This window comes from Streptomyces sp. NPDC048473 (assembly GCF_043200155.1).
Lineage (GTDB): Bacteria > Actinomycetota > Actinomycetes > Streptomycetales > Streptomycetaceae > Streptomyces.
Map to the genome: position 1 here is coordinate 1 of NZ_JBICXE010000075.1, position 18,903 is coordinate 18,903.

At 67.9% G+C, this 18,903-nt stretch carries 15 protein-coding genes and 1 pseudogene; 2 read left to right on the forward strand and 14 right to left on the reverse strand.

Annotated elements, in window-relative coordinates; translation table 11 throughout:
• Positions 1–552 precede the first annotated feature (552 nt).
• The 14 genes from ACGFU7_RS44350 to ACGFU7_RS44415 form a co-directional block, all read right to left on the reverse strand.
• On the reverse strand, positions 553–813 hold the full coding sequence (locus ACGFU7_RS44350) for a hypothetical protein (protein WP_393704135.1): 261 nt from the start codon (positions 811–813) through the stop codon (positions 553–555).
• A gap of 76 nt (positions 814–889) precedes the next feature.
• Positions 890–3,667, reverse strand: coding sequence for a tetratricopeptide repeat protein (locus ACGFU7_RS44355; RefSeq protein WP_393704136.1), 2,778 nt, complete (start codon positions 3,665–3,667; stop codon positions 890–892).
• Positions 3,664–4,089 carry a hypothetical protein gene (locus tag ACGFU7_RS44360; RefSeq protein WP_393704138.1) on the reverse strand — a complete coding sequence of 142 codons (426 nt, stop codon included), beginning with the start codon at positions 4,087–4,089 and terminating at the stop codon, positions 3,664–3,666. Before ACGFU7_RS44360 ends, ACGFU7_RS44355 begins: the two co-directional genes overlap by 4 nt.
• A 229-nt stretch (positions 4,090–4,318) precedes the next feature.
• Positions 4,319–5,680, reverse strand: a complete 1,362-nt coding sequence (locus tag ACGFU7_RS44365; RefSeq protein WP_393704140.1) for a hypothetical protein — start codon at positions 5,678–5,680, stop codon at positions 4,319–4,321.
• Between the two features lie 29 nt (positions 5,681–5,709).
• Positions 5,710–6,231 (reverse strand): TniQ family protein, encoded by a 522-nt coding sequence (locus tag ACGFU7_RS44370; protein ID WP_393704142.1) that lies wholly within the window; start codon positions 6,229–6,231, stop codon positions 5,710–5,712.
• Between the two features lie 3 nt (positions 6,232–6,234).
• A complete protein-coding gene (locus tag ACGFU7_RS44375) occupies positions 6,235–7,524 on the reverse strand; it encodes a TniB family NTP-binding protein (RefSeq protein ID WP_393704144.1) in 1,290 nt (429 codons plus the stop codon).
• On the reverse strand, positions 7,521–8,288 hold the full coding sequence (locus ACGFU7_RS44380) for a hypothetical protein (protein WP_393704146.1): 768 nt from the start codon (positions 8,286–8,288) through the stop codon (positions 7,521–7,523). Before ACGFU7_RS44380 ends, ACGFU7_RS44375 begins: the two co-directional genes overlap by 4 nt.
• Positions 8,289–8,509: 221 nt before the next feature.
• Entirely contained in the window at positions 8,510–8,935 is a 426-nt protein-coding gene (locus ACGFU7_RS44385; RefSeq protein ID WP_382195900.1) for a hypothetical protein, read from the reverse strand.
• A 72-nt stretch (positions 8,936–9,007) separates the two neighbouring features.
• Positions 9,008–9,484: a hypothetical protein gene (locus ACGFU7_RS44390; protein ID WP_393704148.1), complete on the reverse strand. Its 477-nt coding sequence runs from the start codon at positions 9,482–9,484 to the stop codon at positions 9,008–9,010.
• Positions 9,485–9,551: 67 nt separating this feature from the next.
• A complete protein-coding gene (locus ACGFU7_RS44395) occupies positions 9,552–10,133 on the reverse strand; it encodes a DUF6262 family protein (RefSeq protein ID WP_393704150.1) in 582 nt (193 codons plus the stop codon).
• Positions 10,130–12,754, reverse strand: a complete 2,625-nt coding sequence (locus tag ACGFU7_RS44400) for a tyrosine-type recombinase/integrase (RefSeq protein ID WP_393704157.1) — start codon at positions 12,752–12,754, stop codon at positions 10,130–10,132. The genes ACGFU7_RS44395 and ACGFU7_RS44400 overlap by 4 nt, the downstream gene beginning before the upstream one ends.
• Positions 12,755–12,756: 2 nt before the next feature.
• Positions 12,757–13,764, reverse strand: a complete 1,008-nt coding sequence (locus ACGFU7_RS44405) for a tyrosine-type recombinase/integrase (protein WP_393704152.1) — start codon at positions 13,762–13,764, stop codon at positions 12,757–12,759.
• A gap of 268 nt (positions 13,765–14,032) precedes the next feature.
• The gene (locus ACGFU7_RS44410; protein ID WP_393704154.1) at positions 14,033–15,490 is read right to left on the reverse strand and encodes a hypothetical protein; all 1,458 of its coding nucleotides are present in this window, start codon (positions 15,488–15,490) and stop codon (positions 14,033–14,035) included.
• Positions 15,490–16,131, reverse strand: coding sequence for a TnsA-like heteromeric transposase endonuclease subunit (locus ACGFU7_RS44415; RefSeq protein ID WP_393704156.1), 642 nt, complete (start codon positions 16,129–16,131; stop codon positions 15,490–15,492). Before ACGFU7_RS44415 ends, ACGFU7_RS44410 begins: the two co-directional genes overlap by 1 nt.
• Positions 16,132–16,995: 864 nt before the next feature.
• Between ACGFU7_RS44415 and ACGFU7_RS44420 the strand changes: the two are divergent.
• A pseudogene (locus ACGFU7_RS44420) lies at positions 16,996–18,342 on the forward strand (ATP-binding cassette domain-containing protein).
• Between the two features lie 75 nt (positions 18,343–18,417).
• Complete coding sequence (locus ACGFU7_RS44425) at positions 18,418–18,861, forward strand: site-specific integrase (protein WP_393704158.1); 444 nt, start codon at positions 18,418–18,420, stop codon at positions 18,859–18,861.
• Positions 18,862–18,903 lie beyond the last annotated feature (42 nt).

An 18,903-nucleotide genomic window follows, 5' to 3' on the forward strand; every position in this document is an offset into this window, starting at 1 on the left:
GCTACCTCGCCGGGCTCCACCTCCGCGCCTCGATGATCTGGATCAAAGACCTCACCCAGGCAACCTCTTGATCACAACCCGATACGCGCCCTAGCGGGTGGAAGAAGTTGGTTGGCGGATCTTGAGGGTGATAGTTGGCGGGCCGGTATCTGGCTCGGTCACGACGTGTGACTGATGGTGGCGGCCATCTGCCTGGCGAGGCCTTCGAGGGCCGTGAAGCGCCCGGAAGATGGGACGGGGTGTTCTCGCCGTTCCCAACGCCGGAGTAGCGTCAAGCGCGCCATATCGAGAGTCAGCGTTCGATCGTGGGGCCTCATTGGTGGCTGGAATACTGGCGCGAGGGAGAACTCGCTTCCAGTGAGGCGACTCCAAACGAAGGCGGATGCGGACTCTTTTGTGCGCTCTGTCCGCTTCCAGCCTCTGCTCTGCCTGGACGGTGGTGTCGGCAGAGCTCGTTCCATGTCCTGTCGTCGATGGACCAACGGGAGAACTGCGCGCGGCGGGCCTGGTGGTCGATTCTCTCCTGGCCGATGACGTGCTGGGCCAGGCGTCTCAGCGTGGCAAGTCTCGGTTTTTGAGGTCGTGGTAGGGGACCAGTGGTTTGCTCCGCAGGGGTTCCAGGCTGGTCCAGGATGTGGGGATGCCGAGGAATACTGCCGCTTCCAGGAAGTTCATGTTGCGTATCGCTTGGACCAGGGAGGGCTCGTCCTCGACGGCGAAGTCACCGGCCTCGACCAGCACGGACAGCTCAGCTTCACCGCCTCCTGCAACGTCGGCGCAACCGGCCGCCGCGATGCCCGCGCACTTCCTCATGATCGACGCCCTCCCAGACCGACGGCTGCCGCGAGTTCCGGGACGTCCTGCTCACGGATCCCCGCGAGGTCATGCCCTACGGCCCCGTATGCCGGTAGGACTCGAAAATGTTGCGGGCGCTAAGGAGGTTGGAGTGGTCCGGGCCGAGTAGGTGCTCGAGGTCGGCGAGGGCGGCTTCTTGCAGGGTGATGGCTTCGTCGGTGCGCCCGGCCTGGTGGTACACGGAGGAGAGGATGTGGCGGACATTCAGGGTGTCGGGGTGGTGGGGGCCGAGGACCTGTGCACTGTCTACGACGAGGGTTTCCAGCAGGGTGATGGCGTCGACGGTGCGCCCAACTTCCCAGTAGGCGAGCGCTAGATTGTGACGGGTGATGAGGGTGTCCGGGTGTAGCGGACCGCGGGCGCGTTCCCGCTCCGTTAGGAGTACTTCCAGCAGGGTGAGGGCTTCGTCGGTGCGCCCGGCCTCCCCATAGGCGAAGGCGAGGTTGTTGCGGGCGACGAGTGTGTGGGGGTGGCGAGGGCCGAGAAGCTGCTCACTATCGGCGAGGACGGCTTCTTGCAAGGTGATGGCCTCATCGGTGCGCCCGGCCTCCCCGTAGGAGGAGGCGAGGTTGGTACGGATGATGAGAGTTGCCGGGTGGTGGTGCCCGAGGATTTGTTCGCGATCTGCGAGGACGGCTTCTTGCAAGGTGATGGCCTCATCGGTACGGCCAGCCTCCCCATAGGCCAAGGCTAGGTTGCTGCGGGTGACGAGAGTGTCGGGGTGGTGGTGCCCGAGGACTTGTTCGCTGTCTGCGAGAACGGCCTCTGCCAGGGCGAGGGCCTCATGGGTTCGACCCGCCTCCCCATAGGACCCTGCGAGGCTGTGACGAGTGGCTAGGGTGTCGGGGTGGTGGTGCCCGAGGATTTGTTCGCGATCTGCGAGGACGGCTTCTTGCAAGGTGATGGCCTCATCGGTACGGCCAGCCTGTCCCAAGGCGGAGGCGAGGTTATTACGCGCGCTGAGTGTGTCGGGGTGTCGGGTGCCGAAGAGTCGTTCGCGGTCTGCGAGAACGGCCTCTGCCAGGGTGATGGCTTCGTCGGTGCGGCCGGCCTGCCAGAAGGCGGAGGCGAGATTGCCGCGAGTGGTCAGTGTGTCGGTGTGTTGGGTGCCGAGGAGTCGTTCGCGGTCTGCGAGAACGGCCTCTATCAGAGGTATGGCTTGGGCAAGACGCCCCGCCTGCGCGTACGAGATGGCCAGATAATGGCGGGCGCTGAGGGTGTTGGCGTGTTCGGGACTGAGAATCCGTCGACTGATGGCAGCGAGTTCCTGCCAAGACACGATGCCAGCTGAGGTCAGGCCGGCGTCAAGCAAGCTTTCCGAGGCTCGGAAGAGAGCAGGGTGCCCTTCCGGGTGCCAGAGGTGGTCGCCGGTGTGCCGGTGAAGGAGATCAGTGTTGCTGCGTAGAGCGGCGGCCAGGCCGGGGTCGGGCTGGTCGGGATCGGGCCAGATGTGCATGAGAGCGTCGGCAGCGGCCTGCGCGAGCGCATGGAGGGTATTGGCCGGGGTGGTTTCGCGTACGGCGCGGGCGGTGAGTGCGTGGATGCGTACGGCGCGGCATTCCTGACGACGGTCGCTGCTGATCAGCGCGTACCGGTGCAAGACCCGCAGTGCCGCCTCGGCGTGCTCGGCGGTGACGGGCTCCCCCGGCCTAACGTCGGCCGGGGGAGAGGCCCGGTGGTCAGTGAGGTGCGCCAGTACGGCAGGGGTGGTCCACAGCGTGTGGGGGTGCCCGACGGGGTCGAGGTGTGCCGCAAGAAGGAGTGCGGGTCTGGCGAGGCCGACGGGCTCGGTGTGTTGTGCGGCGTCGAGCGAAAGGAGCAGAGTGGTGGCGATCTGCCGCCCGTACCCCTCGGCGTCGGCCGTCTCCGGGAGCACGTGCTCCATGCTGCGGGTGTTGTCGTCAAAGCGGGTCAGGTACTGGGTGCAGGTGAGGTCTTGGTTGAGCATGTAGGCGGCGGCGTGTCCGAGCGCCAGCGGCAAATAACCGAGAACGGCGGCCAGGTCGTCGACGGAGTCGTCGAGGAGATGTCCGGCGTCATCGTCGGTTATCCGGGTGCGGAGGTAGACGGCGGCTTCCTGAGGTGTGTAGACGTCGACCCGAACCCGTCGGCGTCCGTTGCCGGTGAGGCTCGCGTCGTGGAGCCGGGTGGTGGCCAGCACCCATCCGGTGCCGGTGCGGCTGGCCGGCCACCAGGGGGCCATTCCGGTGGGGTCGGTGATGTCGTCGAGGACGACCAGCCACCGCCGGTCGGTAGTAGCCAGCCAGGACAGCAACGACCGCGCATCCTGCTCCGGATCCTTGCCCGTCGCGCCCGGGCAGGCGATGAGAATGGCTGCCTGAGCGTAAAGGGCGACGACCTGCTGGACTTCCGCTGCGGGCACCCAAAGGACGAGGTCGGTGCCGTCATGGAGGGCTTCGGCGGCGTACGCTGCAGCCAACTGCGACTTGCCGACCCCGCCGCCGCCGGACAGCACCTGCGTCAGCACCGTAGTCGCCCCCTGCGCGTGCGCGGCGTTCACTTGGTCCCGTAGTGCGGCGCGCGGTTGGAATGCGCTGGCGAGGCTGGGGATGGCACCGATTTCGAGCGGCCACGTGACCTCACGCGGGGTGTGGTGGTGGATGTGGGTCTGCCGGTTGTCAACGACCTGGCTTCCCTGCCCCATCGCGTTGTGGGATACGTCCCTTCCGGCACCGACACCACCGTCCCCGACGGTCACCTCCCGGGGACCGTCGGCGTCCTGCCGATGTGCTGGAACAGCCTCTTCGGCGGCCACCTCGTCGTTGCGGCGGCCTGGCCACAGGGGGGTCATCGGCGTTCGCTGTCGTCGCCGAGCGCGTTGTCACGCACTTCGCCGCCTGCGGCGATGCCGTCCCTTCCGGCACGCACGTCCGCGTCCTGACCACCCGCAGGAGCCGGCGCGGCCGGTGTCGAAGGTGCGACGACTCTCGACCGGTTCCCGATGGCGTTGCCGGTGATGTTCCCGCCGGCGGCGATCCCTCCCCGCCCCGTCCGCACCCGACGCCCACCACCGCTGCTCGTTCCGGGGCTGCGGACGAGGGTGATCACTGAGAGGACAAAGGCGGCGAGCCCGACGATGGCGCCCGTGACGCTCGCGCTCCGGTCGGCCATATCCGGCTTCACCACCAGCGCCACGATCAGCCCCACCGACACCACACCCGCCACCACGGCGACCACCCACACGCCGATACGCGCCGCTCCCAAAACTGCCACTTTTCCGCCCCCGTTTTCGTGTCCGATGCCCCGTCAGGCACGGCGTCTCGACGATAGCGCGACCGGCTCCGCTTGGAGGTTAAACGGTCAGCCGGCTCAGCCCGAGCATGCCTGCGACCGAGAATCTTCTGGCGGGTGCTGCTCCCTTTGGTGCACGTCGTTTGCTGGCGGAGGGATCTGGTTGGCGGATCTTGAGGGCGATAGTTAGCAGGCCGATATCCGCCTTTAGTCACGGTGTGTCACTAAGGGTGGCGACCACTTGTTTGGCGAGGTCTTCGAGGGCCCTGCAGAGCTCGGCGGAGGGGACGGGTTGTTCTTGCGATTCCCAGCGTCGGAGTAGCGTCAAGTGCGGCAAATCTTGGGACCGTGTTCGATCGTGGGGCCGCATTGGTGGCTGGAAGTCTGGTGCGAGGGCGAACTCGCTTCCAGTGACGCGACTCCAGACGAAGGCGGATGCGCACTCTCGGGTGCGTTCTGTCGGCTTCGGGCCTCTGCCTTGACGGTGGTGCCGGCAGAGCTCGTTCCATGTCCCGTCGTCGATGGACCAGCGGGAGAACTGCATGCGGCGGGCCCGGTAGTCGATGTCCGCCTGGCCGAGCACGTGCTCGGCCAGGCGCTTCAGCGTGGCCGGTAGGTCTCGGTCTTTGAGGTCTTGGTAGGGGGTCAGTGGCCTGATCAGAACTCGGCCCTGGGTGGTCCAGGACGCGGGGATCCCGAGGAACGCTGCCGCTTCCAGGAAGTTCATGTCGCTGATCGCTTGGACCAGGTGGCCCGGGAGAACGCGCCGGAGTCGCCGGCGACTGGTGAGGGCCTGCTCGGAGTCCTCCAGGGTGGCAGCAAGCAACCAGGAACTGGGAAGGGATTGGGGGATGTGCTCAGGAGCGATCCCGATATCCGTGAGGGTGTGGGTAGGGGTGAAGACCTTCTCGGTGGTGTTCGCCTTGGAGGCCCGCAGTGTCGGGGCCCCTTGCCGGATCCATTCGGCGGAGAACCGGTGCCGGTAGACTTGGTCGATCCGGCGCCGGAACGAGGGAGAAGCCTCGTGAGCGAGCATGGGCCAGGTCCTGCCCCAGCGGAGATCCTCGCGGGTGGGGAGGCGCCGCAGCAGTTGGGGCAGAGCGCTGCGCGGTTCAGAAGAATCCTGCGCGAGCAGGTGGTAGGTCGCGAAGAGGAGACCGGCGGTCGCGATGCTGTCGCCCGGCGGTGTGCTCCAAGCGGGCGCGGAGGGAGAGCCGGTGGTTTCGGCCTCCGCTCGGGGGCCGTGACCATTCTGTTGCGGAGGTGCGAGATGTGCTTCCAGGATTGCCCGGGTTTCGGCGGGGGCGAGATCGGCTGCGACGGGCCAGCCCGCCTGGATCAGGGAGATGGCGACCTGAAGATCGGCGAACCGCTGGGAGGCGAGCTCTGCGGGCTCGTCACTGTCCAGGAGGTCCAGCAGGGTGATCTGCAGGTCCGCTAGTTCCGGGGTGAGGGCCGCAGCAGCTGGTTCGGCGCCGTCAAGCCGGTGACCGCAGGCTTCACGCCTGCCGGAACCGTCCGGCGAGTTGCGGCACTGCGCGGGGTGAAGCCTCGGCATGTTGGCGGCGGGCACCAACGCCAGGGGGCTCCCTGATCTGCCGCTCAGCGCGGGCAGCCGGCAGCGCGGGCACTCGGTACGGAGAAAGGTTCGTGATCCAGGCAAGCGAAGACGACAGCCAGCCGCCACTGTCGCTTCCAGGGCCCGCCATAGCGGTTCTGAACTGGCGTTCCATCGCCTGCGAGACAGGCCGGGCAATAGCGTGAATGGTTCATCAGTATCCAAGGCTGGGCCAGCTTGCGGGGGCGAGGAATGCTTCCCGGGCGGGCCAGGGCCTGCGCAAGGGCTGGGTAGCGGTCGGCGTAGGAGCTGAGCGTCAGCGCGTCGGCGTCGGCGGGGGTCATGCGGACCGCTTCGGCGAAGGCGTGCAGGCGATCTGACGGCATCATCAGCAGATTTGCCGCCGAGACCCTGGCATGGGGATCTTCTGGGGTGATCAGCTTGACTCGCCGCGCCAACTGCTGCGGGGCCAGATCCAGTCGATGAGCCAGGCGGAGAAGGAAGCCGGGCAGGCTTTCGTCGGGCAGGGGCTCGAGGCTCCTGGGCAGCGGGGCTCGGGCCGCCATGGGTCAGCCCGTCCTGTCTTCGGCAGTGTGTGGTCCGTGATCGTCGAACACGGTGTTGCGAGGCCGGCGTTTCGCGCTGGAGGACCGGCGGCCGGCGGGCGGCCTGGCCGGGGGAATGGGTTCGTCAGGGGCGTCGGTCATGTCTTCCCGGCGCAGGACGATCTCGTCGAGCAGTTCCTCGTCGAGGACCTCTCTGCCGCCGTCCATCGCTTCCTGGGCGCCGTCCTCAATGAGCCGCCCGAGCAGTCCGACGACGCCGCCGGTGCGGCGTATCAGGTACTCCGGCATGGTGCCGTCGGTGAGCATTCCCCGTTTCGCGTTCAGCAGCCGCAGGTGCTGCTCGATCCCGTCCAGGTGGTTGACGAAGGCTTGGATCTGCTTCGGTGTGGTGTAGCGGAAGCGGTCGAGTTCGATGAGCTCGAAGCGGTGCTCTGTCTGGGTGATCTCCAGGCCGTGGATGCGGGTCGACTCCAGCGGTGGCATCTCCCACTGTCCGGACCGCTTGTTCCACTTGGACTCACGCAGCAGCCCGATTCCGGGGATGTTGACGGCGGTCAGGATCAAGGTGACGTCCAGACTCATGAAGGCCCGGATCAGGTCGAGGACGTCTTGGTCGTCGGCCCGGTGCATTCGCAGCCGGCTGACATCGTCCAGGATCACGGCCTTGACGCCGTGGTCGTGGAGGGAGTCGGCGACTTGCCGTACCAATTCCGGGAGAGTGGCCGACTTGCGCATCTCGGCGCGGAAGAAGCCCAGGATCGAGGCGCAGAGGCTCTTCGGTGTCGCCGTCACCGGAGTCGAGACGTAGACAACCGGCGCGTGGATGTCACGGGTGCCTGGCAGAGTTCCGGGTTTGAGGTAGCTGTGCATCTGCAGCCAGTGGTCCTCGAAGACGGCCGCGGTTGAGCAGACGGATGCCGTCTTGCCGTAGTTGCCCCAGCCGCTGACCATGACTCCGGCGCGTGTCGGGTCGTCCTGTTTCATCGTGTTGCCGCGTAACCGGCGCCGGATCAGCTTGCCTACCTTGTCGTGCATGGGTGTGTCCTGAAGCGGGAGATTCGCGTTCGTCAGATGCCGAAAGAGGTCGTAGTCCGCGCGGCGGCTTTCCGGGATCGTCCTCCACTGCTGCAGCGAGATCGCCGGAGCGGGAAGGAGCAGGCCGCGGCGGGACCGGTAGTTCTGCCAGCCGACGTAGGTGTCGCGCGGCGGGTGGCCGCCCAGGATCAACTCGGCGATCTTGGATCGTGGGGGCAGGCCATCCAGCGGATCACCGTGTGAGGGGGCTCGGGTCACGCGTCGTCCTCCCGGACAGTCGTCTCAGCGTCTGCGTCGTCGCGGGGCGGAGGCAGGAACATGTGCCGCCGGTTCAGGGCCTCGTGCAGCGTCGGTGGAGCGACGGGCCGCGTTCCGGCGAGTGCTTCCTCGCGGCGTCGGCGGCGGTCGGTGTCGACCGCCCGGTCGATCATGCGGGCGTGTTCTGCCCATGCCGCAGGCATCTGAGCCGGAGCCGGCTCGTCCGAAGGACCCGGCTCGGCGGGGCGGTCGGCCGCCGCGGTTCGTGCGCGGGCGATCTCGCGGGACTGGGCAGTGCGCCGCTTCTTCCCGGCCTTCTTGTCGGCCTGGCTTGGCCACTGGTCGACGGGGGTGACCGAGCCGAGGATCTCCAGCAGGTGTTCCAGGAGCTCACTCTCGGAGTGGATCCTGATGTTGTTCGCCTTCACGTGTGCCAGGAGAGCGTCGGCGGTCTTGTCGGAGAAGGCGGGAATCTCGCCCTCGGGTAGCAGCCCTCGCCAGCGCAGGACGTGCCACGTGTCGTGGTCGGCCGGGTCCTGGAAGAACACCTGCCGGCGGTCCCTGCGGACCACCCACTGGCCCGCGTGCTTGCCGCCTCGGGAAGAGGGCTCGCCGAAGCGTGGCTCATCGAGGACCGGGTGGTGATACCAGAGCCCGAGGATCTTCACTCCGCGCCGCGGATGGACCTTCACGTGGTGCTTGCGCAGGACCTTGTAGTAGAAGCTCGGTTCGGGAAAATCCAGGTCGAAGCCGCCCTGTTCCATCGCCGCGGCGAACAGGGTGTTGGGGCTGTGGTCCTCGCCCGGCGCCCAGCTCGGGGCGTACTCGCCGAGTTTGCGGTTCTGCCAGATCTGTTTACCGACCGCAGGAGCTCGATACCGGCTCTGAACTGCGACGATTCATAGACTACATGTCCGTGACGATGTATCACTACCTTCTGATGTCGCCCGATGGGGTGGTTCTCGACTTCGTCGTCTGAGATGGCTCAAGGGCTTGGCGACAGGTCAACGGCTCCGGCTGAGCGGAGCGCGCGTCCGAGGTCGCCGACGAGAATCCGCGGGTGGCGGCGCCACCACCACATATCGTCGGGATCGAACTGACTGATCCGATGAAACTGGGACAGTGCCTGGCCGTCGTCGAAGGCGGTCGCGGCCCGGAAGCGGTCGTCGAGTTCCTGGATCTGCTGGTTCCAGGTCACGAGCATGTGCCCGGGCAGGAGAACCCACGCCTCGTGGAGCCAGTTCCGGCTGTAGAGGTCGTTGGTGTACTCGTCGATGAAGTCCTCGTAGCCGTTCTCAACGGTTCCGACGAGCGAGGCCCACTGGTCGACCATCTCGGTGACGGTGAACGCCTTGCGCCAGCCGCGCCCGTGCAGTACCTCGCCTGCCACTTGGTCGTCCTGGGGCTCCATGCTGGGGATGTTCGCATGGCCTCGGCTGGTGCGGCTACTGGCTTTCCCCGGCTCCGAGACCGAGGGGGCTGTTCAGGTATCGCGCCCGATTCGACGCGTCCAGACCGGGAACGGCGGCGGCACGGCCTCCGCCCGGTCCTGGCCATCGGACTCGAATGATGCGAGTTCGGTCCACGGCACTGAGCCGGGATCACTGTCGTCGAGGAAGCTGGTAATGATCGGTGCGAGCGTCTCGGCCAGCACGTAGTTACCACCGAACGGGAGCGATTCCGGGGGCTGGGAGGAGGTCGAACAGCGCAGTTGTCCGGCTTGCTCGTCGTGCCACACGTAGAACGTGGCCGTCCCGTGCAGACCGAGGGCCCGGATGCGGTCACGCAACGCCCTCGCGGTGCTCTCGAAGGCGGCAGCCACCTCCTCCACGGACAGCGTCGCCCGCTCCTCGGCGTCGGCGCCGAGCTGCCAGGTGTTGGTCTGCGACTCGGTCGCCTGGTTGCCCGGGTCCAGGACCAGGTGCTCGTCCGCGACCTCTGCGATGAACGTCAACAGCATCGGCCAAGTGTGCACTACGGCTGGTGGCCGCCCCACCGGGGGTGCGACGGCCACCGGCCAAGTCGGATCATCCCGGCGGGGTGGTGATCTGGGCTTCGAGGTCGGCGACGCGGCGGTCCTGGAAGCGGAGGTTGGAGCGGGCGGCCTTGAGTCGCTCGTCGAGCGTGCGGTTGTCGGTCGTGAGCTGGCGGACCCGTTGCTTGAGTGTGGTGTTCGCGGTGGTGATCCGCTGGATGGCTTCTTCTGTCCACTCGGCTTGCAAATCCCGGATCTGGCCCAGGAGTTCGCCAGCGTGGGCCCGCTGGGCGATGATCTCGCCGTGGGCTGCTTTGAGGGCGTCTTCGGCGTTCAGGGCACGCTCGCGCCAGGTCGCCTCGCGCTCGTCGTCCTGGTCGGCGAGCGTCTGGGTCCGGCGTTCTCCGGCCTCGGTCATCGCGGTGGCGATGATGGCTCGGGCCTCGGCGTTGTCATAGAGGAAGGTGCGCGAGACGTCCGCGCGGCGGGCGACGGCGGCAACGCTGACCTGGGCTTTCTCGCGCCGGAGTCGGTTGATGGCTTCACGGATCCGTTGGAGGGCGGTCTCCGTCTTGTGCCGACGGGCGGCCAGGGCGGCGGCGGTGCGGGGTTCTGGAACGGCAGCGGTCTTCATGCGATGTCCTGCTCGGGGTCGTTGTCGGTTGTGCACGTATCGCTGTACTCGCTCTGCTCGGCGGCGCCCGCGTCGGCGAGGTCGGCGGCGCGGAAGGCGGTGGACCACACGCGGTGGAAGTAGTCCTGGGGTTTGCGCAGGTCCAGGGCGAGTGCGTCGTCGAGGAGGCCGAGGCCGGCCAGGGCCTTCTCCAGGCCGTCGATGGCGCGGGCGGTGGGCTCGAAGTAGCGGTGGAGGTAGTCGGCGGTGGCGTCGTCCGAGGCGCCCTCGGCCAGCAGCCGCCACTGTTCGCGTTTGCGCCGCCAGTAGAGGAGGTCGGCGCCGGAGAGAACGAACTTGTCGCAGTTGTGGCAGTCGAGATTCCAGGGACAGGCGCCGCCGTCGACGACTGGCTGGAAGGTGCAGAAGCCGCCCTCGGCGGGGGTGCTGCGGCGGGCCAGATCGATGGCGAGGGACTGGGCCTGCTCGCGGGTGAGCGGGGTGGTCGGCCCGGTGAGGACTTCACCGGGGCTGGGGCTGCCGGGGCCGGCGACCCAGACGTGCTGAAGGACGTCCTCCAGATCGGACTGGGTCAGGTGGATGTAGTGCTCGGCCATTCGCTCGGAGACGTGGCCGAGGTAGCGGCGGACGTGGGTCAGGCTTGCCCCGGCCCGCAGCAGGCTGGTAGCCAGACTGTGGCGGGCCTGGTGGGGAACCCAGCGGCCGATGTCGAGATCGTCGATCCAGAACTTGAAGCCCTTGTGGAACCACTTGTAGCTCAGCGGCCGATGGCCGTCGCGGTTGCGGATGTTGGTGGGGAACAGCGCCATCTGGGCGCGTTCGTCGGCGGTGGGCGGCCGGTTGTTCCGGGCCTCGAACAGGGCCAGGGTCTTGCGCTGACGGGCTTGAAGGAGTTGGTGGACTCGCTCCGGGATGCGCAGGGCCTGGTCGTAGTTGCCGACTTTCGTCTGGTCGTGCCAGAGCATGGGGAGTCCGCCGTAGCGACCGAGGCAGTCCAGGCGGAGCTGGAGGACTTCTCCGCAGCGGCGTCCGGTGACGATGATCGTCTCCCAAGCGTTCCGCAGGCCGCGGTCGAACGGGTCGTAGCTCTCGGAGAGCCCGCGCAGGTTGGCCTCGTCGGCGAGCTCGCGGGCGACGCCGTCGGCGAAGGGCGATCGCGAGCGGCGGACTGTGCGTCCTGGGGCGGGCATGGCGGCGATGAACGCTCGGTCCAGACCGAGGCGTTCGGCCTCTCCCGATTCCAATGCCCCGCGCAGGAGGCGCCGGGTGCGGTGAAAGACGCGTTGGCGGGTGTTGTCGGTCACGATTGACTGCTTGCCTGGGCGCCCTCTGGCCGCGAGCGAGACGAGGCCGTCCCGCTCGCGTTGCCGCTGGTCGGCCACGAACTGGTGCATGTGGTCGGCCGTCAAGGCTCGCGGGTCGTGGCCGCCGGATGGCGCGTGGAGTTCGAGGAAGGTACTCAGCTCCAGACCGGCTCGGCGCATGTCGTCGAAGGTGCTTCCGCTGCGCGGGCAGCCGGGAGAACGCAGGATGGCGACAAGGTGGTCCCAGATGAGGTTGCGGAGCCATCGCTGGGAGACGTTCGTGAGGTCCATGTGGACCGAGCGGCCGGTGAGTTTGCGCCCGTAGTGCTCGGTGAGGATGTATCCGAGCTCGCGCGACTCGGCCGGTGTCACGTAGAGGGGCTGCAGCCAGCCGGCCACGGCCCGGACGATGTGGACCGCCTCGCGGCTGACCGCCTTCTGCAGCAGTCGTTCCTCCTCGGGGCCCGCGTCCGTCAGCGACCGCAGACCGTGCTCGCGGGCGAAGTTCGCCAAGCCCTGCCAGGTGACCAGTTCCCAGCGGCCGTGTGCCTTCTGGGTGTAGGTGAACATGCCCCACTTGATCTCGGCCCGCAGCAGCGGATGCAGCCCCCGGAGATTGACCTGCGCGGGCCGGAGCACAGCCCCGGCGCTCGCGCACCAGCGCCGGAAGGCGAGCTCGTCCTCGTAGCTGACCGGTGTGATCAGTCCCCGGCGCCCGAAGCGGGTGCCCCACTGCGACGGCAGCGTCGCTCCTCCCGGCCTGCCTTGCCTGCGGTAGCAGCGCTCGTGACGGAAACACAGCGCGAGCGGGGAGTCTGCGAGTTCCGGGCAGACCTGGACCTGGCAATCGCCGAAGCCAGGATGCGATTGCTGATCGACGAGCCAGGCGTCGAAGTCGAGGTCACCGCCGCGGCGGCCGCGCTGGTTGTACCAACGAAACTCGTGGTATCGGCAGAGCGCCATTGTGTGGTGACGAGCGGGCCGCCCGGGGCAGATCTGACAGGACCGTTGTTCGATCCACTCCCCGGGGCCGACGGGCGGTGCGGTGCGGAGGAACTCGGCTCGTTCTCCGCCCAGGTCGCGGTGTTCGCGCCAGAGCATCTCGTGAGAAGAGCACAGGTCGCCATGTCCCATAGTGGACCGCTCGCAGTCGGCGCTGAGGCAGTTCCACCGGTAGACGGCATGGTTCGGCGGGATCTTGACGACATCGGGGCGGAACAGCGGGTCGAACGACGGAGTGCTGATCAGCGCGGTAAGGACTTCCAGCCGGTCCCGGCCTGTGCGGGGATCCTGCTGCGGCAGCAGGGCTGTCGTCATGGTCACTTCGGCTCACCCCAGACCGTGCGCAGAGCGGCGTCGAAGGTGGGGTCGTGGACGTCGACGTGTCCGTAGACCTCGTCGACCGTGGCCGCCGAGGCCCAGCCGCCGGCGTCTCGGGCGATTAGCAGGTTGCCGTCGGCGGCATCGAGAACCGCGGAGGTGAAGGTATGACGGAAAGCGTGGGGTTTCACAAGTCCCAGGCCAGCGCGTTTCCCGGCCCGGCCGAGCATCCGGCGGGCGCCGACCGGCGCCCAGGGCTGCCCGGTGCCGGCGCCGTGGAGCTGGACCAGGAGCATGCCGTGTCCGGCCCCCCGCGGGTACTCGGTCGTCATGTACTCGAAGTAGGCGTGCACCATCGCCGGGCTGACCCGCTTGATCAACCCGCCTGTCACCGTGCCGTGTTCGACCTGCCAGGAGTGCTTGGTCTTGGCCTCGGCCCGGTTCGGGTTTCCCGAACGATGGCAGACGTGCAGGTGAGGACTGCGGCACTCGTTGCAGGCCGCGTTCTCGCGCAGATGCAAATCAACCAGGTGCAGCCCGCAGAGCTCACCGACCCGAAGACCGCCGTCAGCGAGCCAGGTCACCACCAGCCGGTCCCGGGCCGAGTTCACCCTCTCCAGCAGCCTGTCCCTCGCCCCGTCCGGGAGCATCTTCGGGTGCCGGCGATGTGGGCCCTTCGGCGCGAGCGGGTTCGCGGGCATCGCGGATTTCACGTGTCCGAGGAACGAGCGACGCCGGTCCACCCGCGACGGGAGCCGGGTGCCATCCAGCTTCTCACCGAGGTCGACGTTGACGCCGAGAGAGGCTTGGTGCAGGTAGAAGCCCTTCAGGCAGGACGCCGCGATCGACAGCGCGGACCGACCGTAGGGGCACTTTCCGACCCGCCAAGGCTCACCGAGCGGCATCCGGACCTCGGCACCGACGATGCCCATATACCGTTCGAGGTCGCGTACTTGGACTGCGTCGAAGGCCAGGCATTCACGCTCCAGCCACCGCAGATGATCCACCAGGTAGTACGCGTACGTCTTCTGGGTGCCGCTGCCGTCATGGACGCGCAGGAACCGGTCTGCCTCCGTATGGATGGTGCCCTCGGGCCAGACGATCGTCCACGATCGCCGTCCGTCCGTCCTTCCGTTCGATCCGCTGGACCCTCAAGTCCCCGACCACGATGTGCCGTACCACTCGTCCTCCGTACCGACTCCGGAACATGGCAGACGTTCCGGTCCCGGTCGGTAAACGAGCCCATGACGTCCATGTCACAGGCCCAGACGGACATCACGGGCAGCACAACTCACGGTCGGTAAAGATCTGGACGATCCAGGTCGCGATGGCGTGTTCGGCCTGTGCGAGTGTCAGGCTCGCGTCGCGCTCGGGGTCGGCCCCGCGGTCCGCGACGTCGCCGCCGGTGAAGCCCAGCAGGTGCTCGAAGAGCATGGTCTGGATAGTGAGGAACTGGCGCTCGACCGCGAACTTGTCGGTCTGCCGCAGCACCCGGGCAGGCAGGATCCGGCAGCCGATCTCGCGTTCGGCCTCCACCAGGTCGTGGTTCTTGTAGGGCCCGCCGTGGTCGGTGGTGACCGTCTCCGGGGCGAAGAACGGCAGAGCCGCGACCCGGTGCCCGCTGAACTCGGCGATCACGTCGGCCGGGACTCCGGCGTACGGCCATTCCATGTCCTCGCCCCAGCCCTCCCGCATCGGAAGCGGCAGCATCACGTCCCGCAGCAGCATCGCGATGTCGACCGAGGTGTCGGACTGCAGCGTGAGCCGGAAGGCTGGCAGCCCGTGCGTGTAGAGATCGAGCGCGAGGGTCAAGGTCGCGGTGACCGCGTCGCCGAACACGGTCTCGCGCAGCTTCACCGGCATCGGAGTCGAGTCCAACACCAGGACCTGGCCCGGCCGGTGGACCACCATCCGGCCCGAGACGCCGGCCTCCGCGGCGGCCTGAGCCGTCCGCCCGTAGCGCGGCCGGGCTCCACCGGGCCCGAACCACTCCTTCCAGACGTCCGCGAACGTCCAACGGGAAGGGATCTTCTCGGCCGGAAACGCCGGAAACCGCTCGCGCATGTACTGGTGCATCAACCGGTGCCTGGCGGCCAGGCTCAGGCGGGCGCGTTCCCCGCACTCGGCCTTGACCGCGAAGATCGCCTCACGGACCTCCTCGGTGACGCTGCGATGGCCACTGCGGCGCCGGGTCCAGCGCCCGTCCGCGCAGGCCAGCAGGAGACTGTCTCCCGCGAGTCCCGACAGACGCTCCAGAGTCCGGTAGCTGAGGTGCTGCAGACCGAGCCGGACCGCCTCCGGACGGGGCATTGCTTTCATCTCCGCCGCCTTCGCGTGGCGGCGTTGGGTCAGCGTCGTGCGGTGCGGGTCGTAGCCCGGCCGGGGCTCACCCGGCAAGGCCCGAGCCGGGTGCCCCTCCCTGAACCCCGTCTCTGCCTCGAGCACATGCGCAGCCCGCAGCCGGGCCCGCTCCACCTGGTCCTCGGTCAGGTCGGCCAGTGTCCTGGGCTGCCGGGAGACCGGCGCCGGGCGCCCCGGCACTTCGGCCGCCGGCAGGAGCCGCAGGCCGGCGTGGTTGATGAGCCAGCGGAACGAGCGGGTTTCGGCGTGGCCACCGCCATCAACGAGCACGAGTCGGCCGAGCTGGCCGTGGACATCCTCAACCGTCCACTCGACGCCGTTGAGCGCGACCCGCTTGCCCGGCGCGACCTGCAGGAACCCCCTCGCCGCCATCACACCCCCCAGATCAGCGAGCTGTCGCGCAAGGGACTGCCCAGATCAACGCCGAGTTCGCGCTGCCAGAGCAGCCGGACGATGTTGGCTCGGCCAACGGAAGGCACGCTGGTCGCGTCCGCCAACGCGGAGAACGTCATCACACGCCCCTCCCGGCCGCCGATGAGCGTCAGCAGCTGATCTCGCATGCCCAGCAGATCCCTCACCGGCCGACGACGCGACGACAGGTGGTCAAGGACGCTCCAGACATGCGGGCGCCAGCCCGCGACCACCGAGTACCGCCAGCCGCAAGCGGCCGCCATCTCCCTGGCCGCCGCGAACTTCAGCGCGTCCTCGTCCTTGATCAGTTCCATCGGGCGGACGTCCATCAGCCACATCCCGCCACCGATCACGGCCAAGTAGTCCGGGATGTGCCAGGACGACCCGCCCCCGTGCTGGAAGTCCAGCCGGAACGGCTGCGACAGCACCTCCGATGCCCCCACGAAGTCCAGCGCGACCAGCAGCCGCATCTCCTCCAGCGACTCGAAGCCGTGCCCTCTGCCCGTGGACGCCATCACCTCCAGGCCGGGACGATGCCGCTGCTTCGCCCGCCAGGTGAACCCCCGCACCGGCCGGGACGACAGCACCGGAACGTGAGCCATGTCGCGGACCGGCCAGCAGACCTCGCCGGCACCCACCCGCCACGTCGAACTCCACCGAGATATCCAGCCATCCGCGAGGTCGAGTTGATCCCGAAATGCGCCATCCTCGCCGTACGCCGCGACAAGCTCGTCGAGGCGACTCGAGTCCGACCGGATCCTTGCCCTGGCTATCTCGCTCACTCACCCACAGCATCACCACCCGCCTGGCGACAGGGCCCGATCTTCGGAACTGACCACAACGCAGCGTTACGGAAGCAAGATCCGCCAGCTACTGCGCTCGTCCGCCAAGTAAAAATCTCGGTCGCAATGCATCCCGCACCTTTCAGCAGCTGCATGGAACCGGGATTCGAAACTCGGCCGAAAGACACGTGTTCGATAACTCGGTGGGGTCGTTGAAACCGACGATGCCGCCACAACCGTCAGGAAGGAGCGACGTTGACACGCACCGGCCCACGCCGCGATACCCCGCAGGACGCAAAGACCACGCCAGCGAAGGACACAATCTCGAACGCGGAGCGCGAGCTCTACGGGGGACGGCTGCGCTACGACCAGTCCTACGTACGCCACGAGGGCCCGCTGACCAGGCTCTCGTTCCGGCACATGGCAGCCGCGCTGCCGCGCATGGTCACCCTGGTGCTCCGTACTGGCTGGCAGACGGATCGGCGGGCGATGGCGGGGGTCGTGGCCGCGCAGCTCGGGCAAGGAGTGACCGCGGCGTGGGGACTGGTTGCGGTCAACAGCGTGCTCACGAATCTGTTCGCGGAGGGTCCGACGGCGGACAAGCTGCGCGAAGCCCTGCCGTCCCTGACAGTGCTGGCAGCGACCTCGGTGATCGCGGCGTTGCTGATGGCGTGGTCGACGGCGATGTCCGGACGGCTGGAGCCACAGGTGGAGCGGGCGGTCTCGGCGCGCTATTACACGGCCGTCACCCGGGTCGAACTGGAGGCGACCGAGCGTCCCGAGGTGCAACGTGTGCTGGAGGCCGGCCGGTTCGGCACGGACTCGGCCCGCAGCATGCTGATGCTGTCGGTAGGCGTCGGCAACGTCCTCATCTCGATGGTGGCGGCCGCCGTCGTACTGGCGTCGCTGCACTGGATGCTGCTGCCGATGCTGCTGGTGATCGCCCTGCCCAAGGGGTGGGGCGCAGTCAGCTCCGCACGCCGCGAGTACGTCTCGAAGCTGCACTGGATCGACCACCGGCGGGCCATCGCCTCACTCCTGGGATTTCTGACCCGCCCGCACGCGCAAGGCGAGATTCGCGTGCACGCCGCCGGGGAAAAGCTGCTGTCCAGCTACGAGGAGATGTCCCACCAGACCGAGGTGGAGCAGCGGCGCCTGGCCCGTGCGCAGGCCTCCACGGACCTGGTGGCCGGCGGGTTTGCGGGCATCGCGTCGCTGGCCTGCTACGGAGTTCTGTGGTGGCTGCTGGCCGACGGCTCACTGCCGCTCGCCGTCGGCGGCACCGCGGTCCTCGCCATCCGCGCGTCGACGGCTCGGCTGACCTCGCTGGTCCAGCAGGTCAACCGGCTCTACGAGGAGCTGCTGTTCCTTACCGACACCGAAGACGCCATCGCCCTGGCCGCCGAGAACGCCATCCCCACCATCGGCACTCCGCTGCCGGCCCGCGTCCATCAGGTCCGCATGGACAACGTGTCGTACACCTACCCCGGGGCCGACTCCCCCGCGTTGCAGAACGTCAGCTTGAGGGTGCGACGCGGCGAGGTGACCGCGCTGGTCGGCGCGAACGGGTCCGGCAAGACCACCCTGACCTAGGTGCTGTCCGGACTGCTGCTGCCCACCGACGGCAATGTGTGGTGGCAGGACGCCGACGGCAGCGACCAGGTCGAGCTCCGCGACGCCAACCGGGGCGACATCTTCGCCATGGTGGGGCTGCTCGCGCAGGACTTTCCTCGCTGGGAGATGACCGCGGCCGCGAATGTGGCGATCGGGGCCGGTGACCGTGTCCGCGACATGGACCGTGTGAAGTCTGCCGCGCTATCGGCCGGCGTCCTCAAGCTGATCGAGGGCTTGCGCCACGGCTGGGACTCCATCGTCTACAAGGGCTACGAGCGCGGTGTCCAGCTCTCGGGCGGGCAATGGCAGAAACTCGGCACGGCGCGAAGCCTGTACCGAGGGGCCCCTTTCCTCCTGGTCGACGAGCCGACCTCAGCGCTCGATATCTATAGCGCTTGCAGTCCGGCAGGGATGTGAGTCCTGGGTCCCGACCGGCTGCCTAGTGACCAGTATCCGAGAGCTGTAGGGACGTTAGGTATGTTCGTGATCATGATGGGTGGGTATCGCGCCGACAGGGCGCTACGGCCAGGGGATGGATCCATAGCCTGGGTCGTTGTGGATGACGGCTTCTCGCTCCACAAGGAGTCGTGCGCATTCTTGGCAGGGCTGCGGGCACGCGGCCGGTCGTCGAACACCGAGCGGGTGTACGCCGGCCGCGTGGCGCTCTACCTGTCCTGGTGCAATGCGAATGGGGTGGACTGGGCTCGGCCGGGGCTGCTTGATCTGGCTCGGTTCCTGCGGTGGCTGGTGGCGGAGCCGCTGCCGGCGCGGTCGCGGGACGGCGGCGGGGCACCGCGGTTTCGCAGCGAGGCGACGGCGAACGCCGTGATGACCGGGGTGTGCGAGTTCCTTCGGTTCGGTAGCCGGCAAGGCTGGGTGCCAGCCCAGGGGCATTGCGTGATTGGGATTGGTCCGGTTCGCCGGTCTCGTGAGTGACGTGGCGTCATGTCCGTTGTGCGGTAAGGGGCCTGGGAGAGC

What these genes read in the sequence shown, in the direction of transcription:
- ACGFU7_RS44415 (WP_393704156.1), bottom strand. Translation starts at nt 16,131, where the DNA reads ATGGCTCACGTTCCGGTGCTGTCGTCCCGGCCGGTGCGGGGGTTCACC.
- ACGFU7_RS44390 (WP_393704148.1), bottom strand. Translation starts at nt 9,484, where the DNA reads ATGCTGTTGACGTTCATCGCAGAGGTCGCGGACGAGCACCTGGTCCTG.
- ACGFU7_RS44355 (WP_393704136.1), bottom strand. Translation starts at nt 3,667, where the DNA reads ATGACCCCCCTGTGGCCAGGCCGCCGCAACGACGAGGTGGCCGCCGAA.
- ACGFU7_RS44385 (WP_382195900.1), bottom strand. Translation starts at nt 8,935, where the DNA reads ATGGAGCCCCAGGACGACCAAGTGGCAGGCGAGGTACTGCACGGGCGC.
- ACGFU7_RS44425 (WP_393704158.1), top strand. Translation starts at nt 18,418, where the DNA reads ATGGGTGGGTATCGCGCCGACAGGGCGCTACGGCCAGGGGATGGATCC.
- ACGFU7_RS44380 (WP_393704146.1), bottom strand. Translation starts at nt 8,288, where the DNA reads ATGGAACAGGGCGGCTTCGACCTGGATTTTCCCGAACCGAGCTTCTAC.
- ACGFU7_RS44370 (WP_393704142.1), bottom strand. Translation starts at nt 6,231, where the DNA reads ATGGCGGCCCGAGCCCCGCTGCCCAGGAGCCTCGAGCCCCTGCCCGAC.
- ACGFU7_RS44350 (WP_393704135.1), bottom strand. Translation starts at nt 813, where the DNA reads ATGAGGAAGTGCGCGGGCATCGCGGCGGCCGGTTGCGCCGACGTTGCA.
- ACGFU7_RS44410 (WP_393704154.1), bottom strand. Translation starts at nt 15,490, where the DNA reads ATGGCGGCGAGGGGGTTCCTGCAGGTCGCGCCGGGCAAGCGGGTCGCG.
- ACGFU7_RS44395 (WP_393704150.1), bottom strand. Translation starts at nt 10,133, where the DNA reads ATGAAGACCGCTGCCGTTCCAGAACCCCGCACCGCCGCCGCCCTGGCC.
- ACGFU7_RS44400 (WP_393704157.1), bottom strand. Translation starts at nt 12,754, where the DNA reads ATGACGACAGCCCTGCTGCCGCAGCAGGATCCCCGCACAGGCCGGGAC.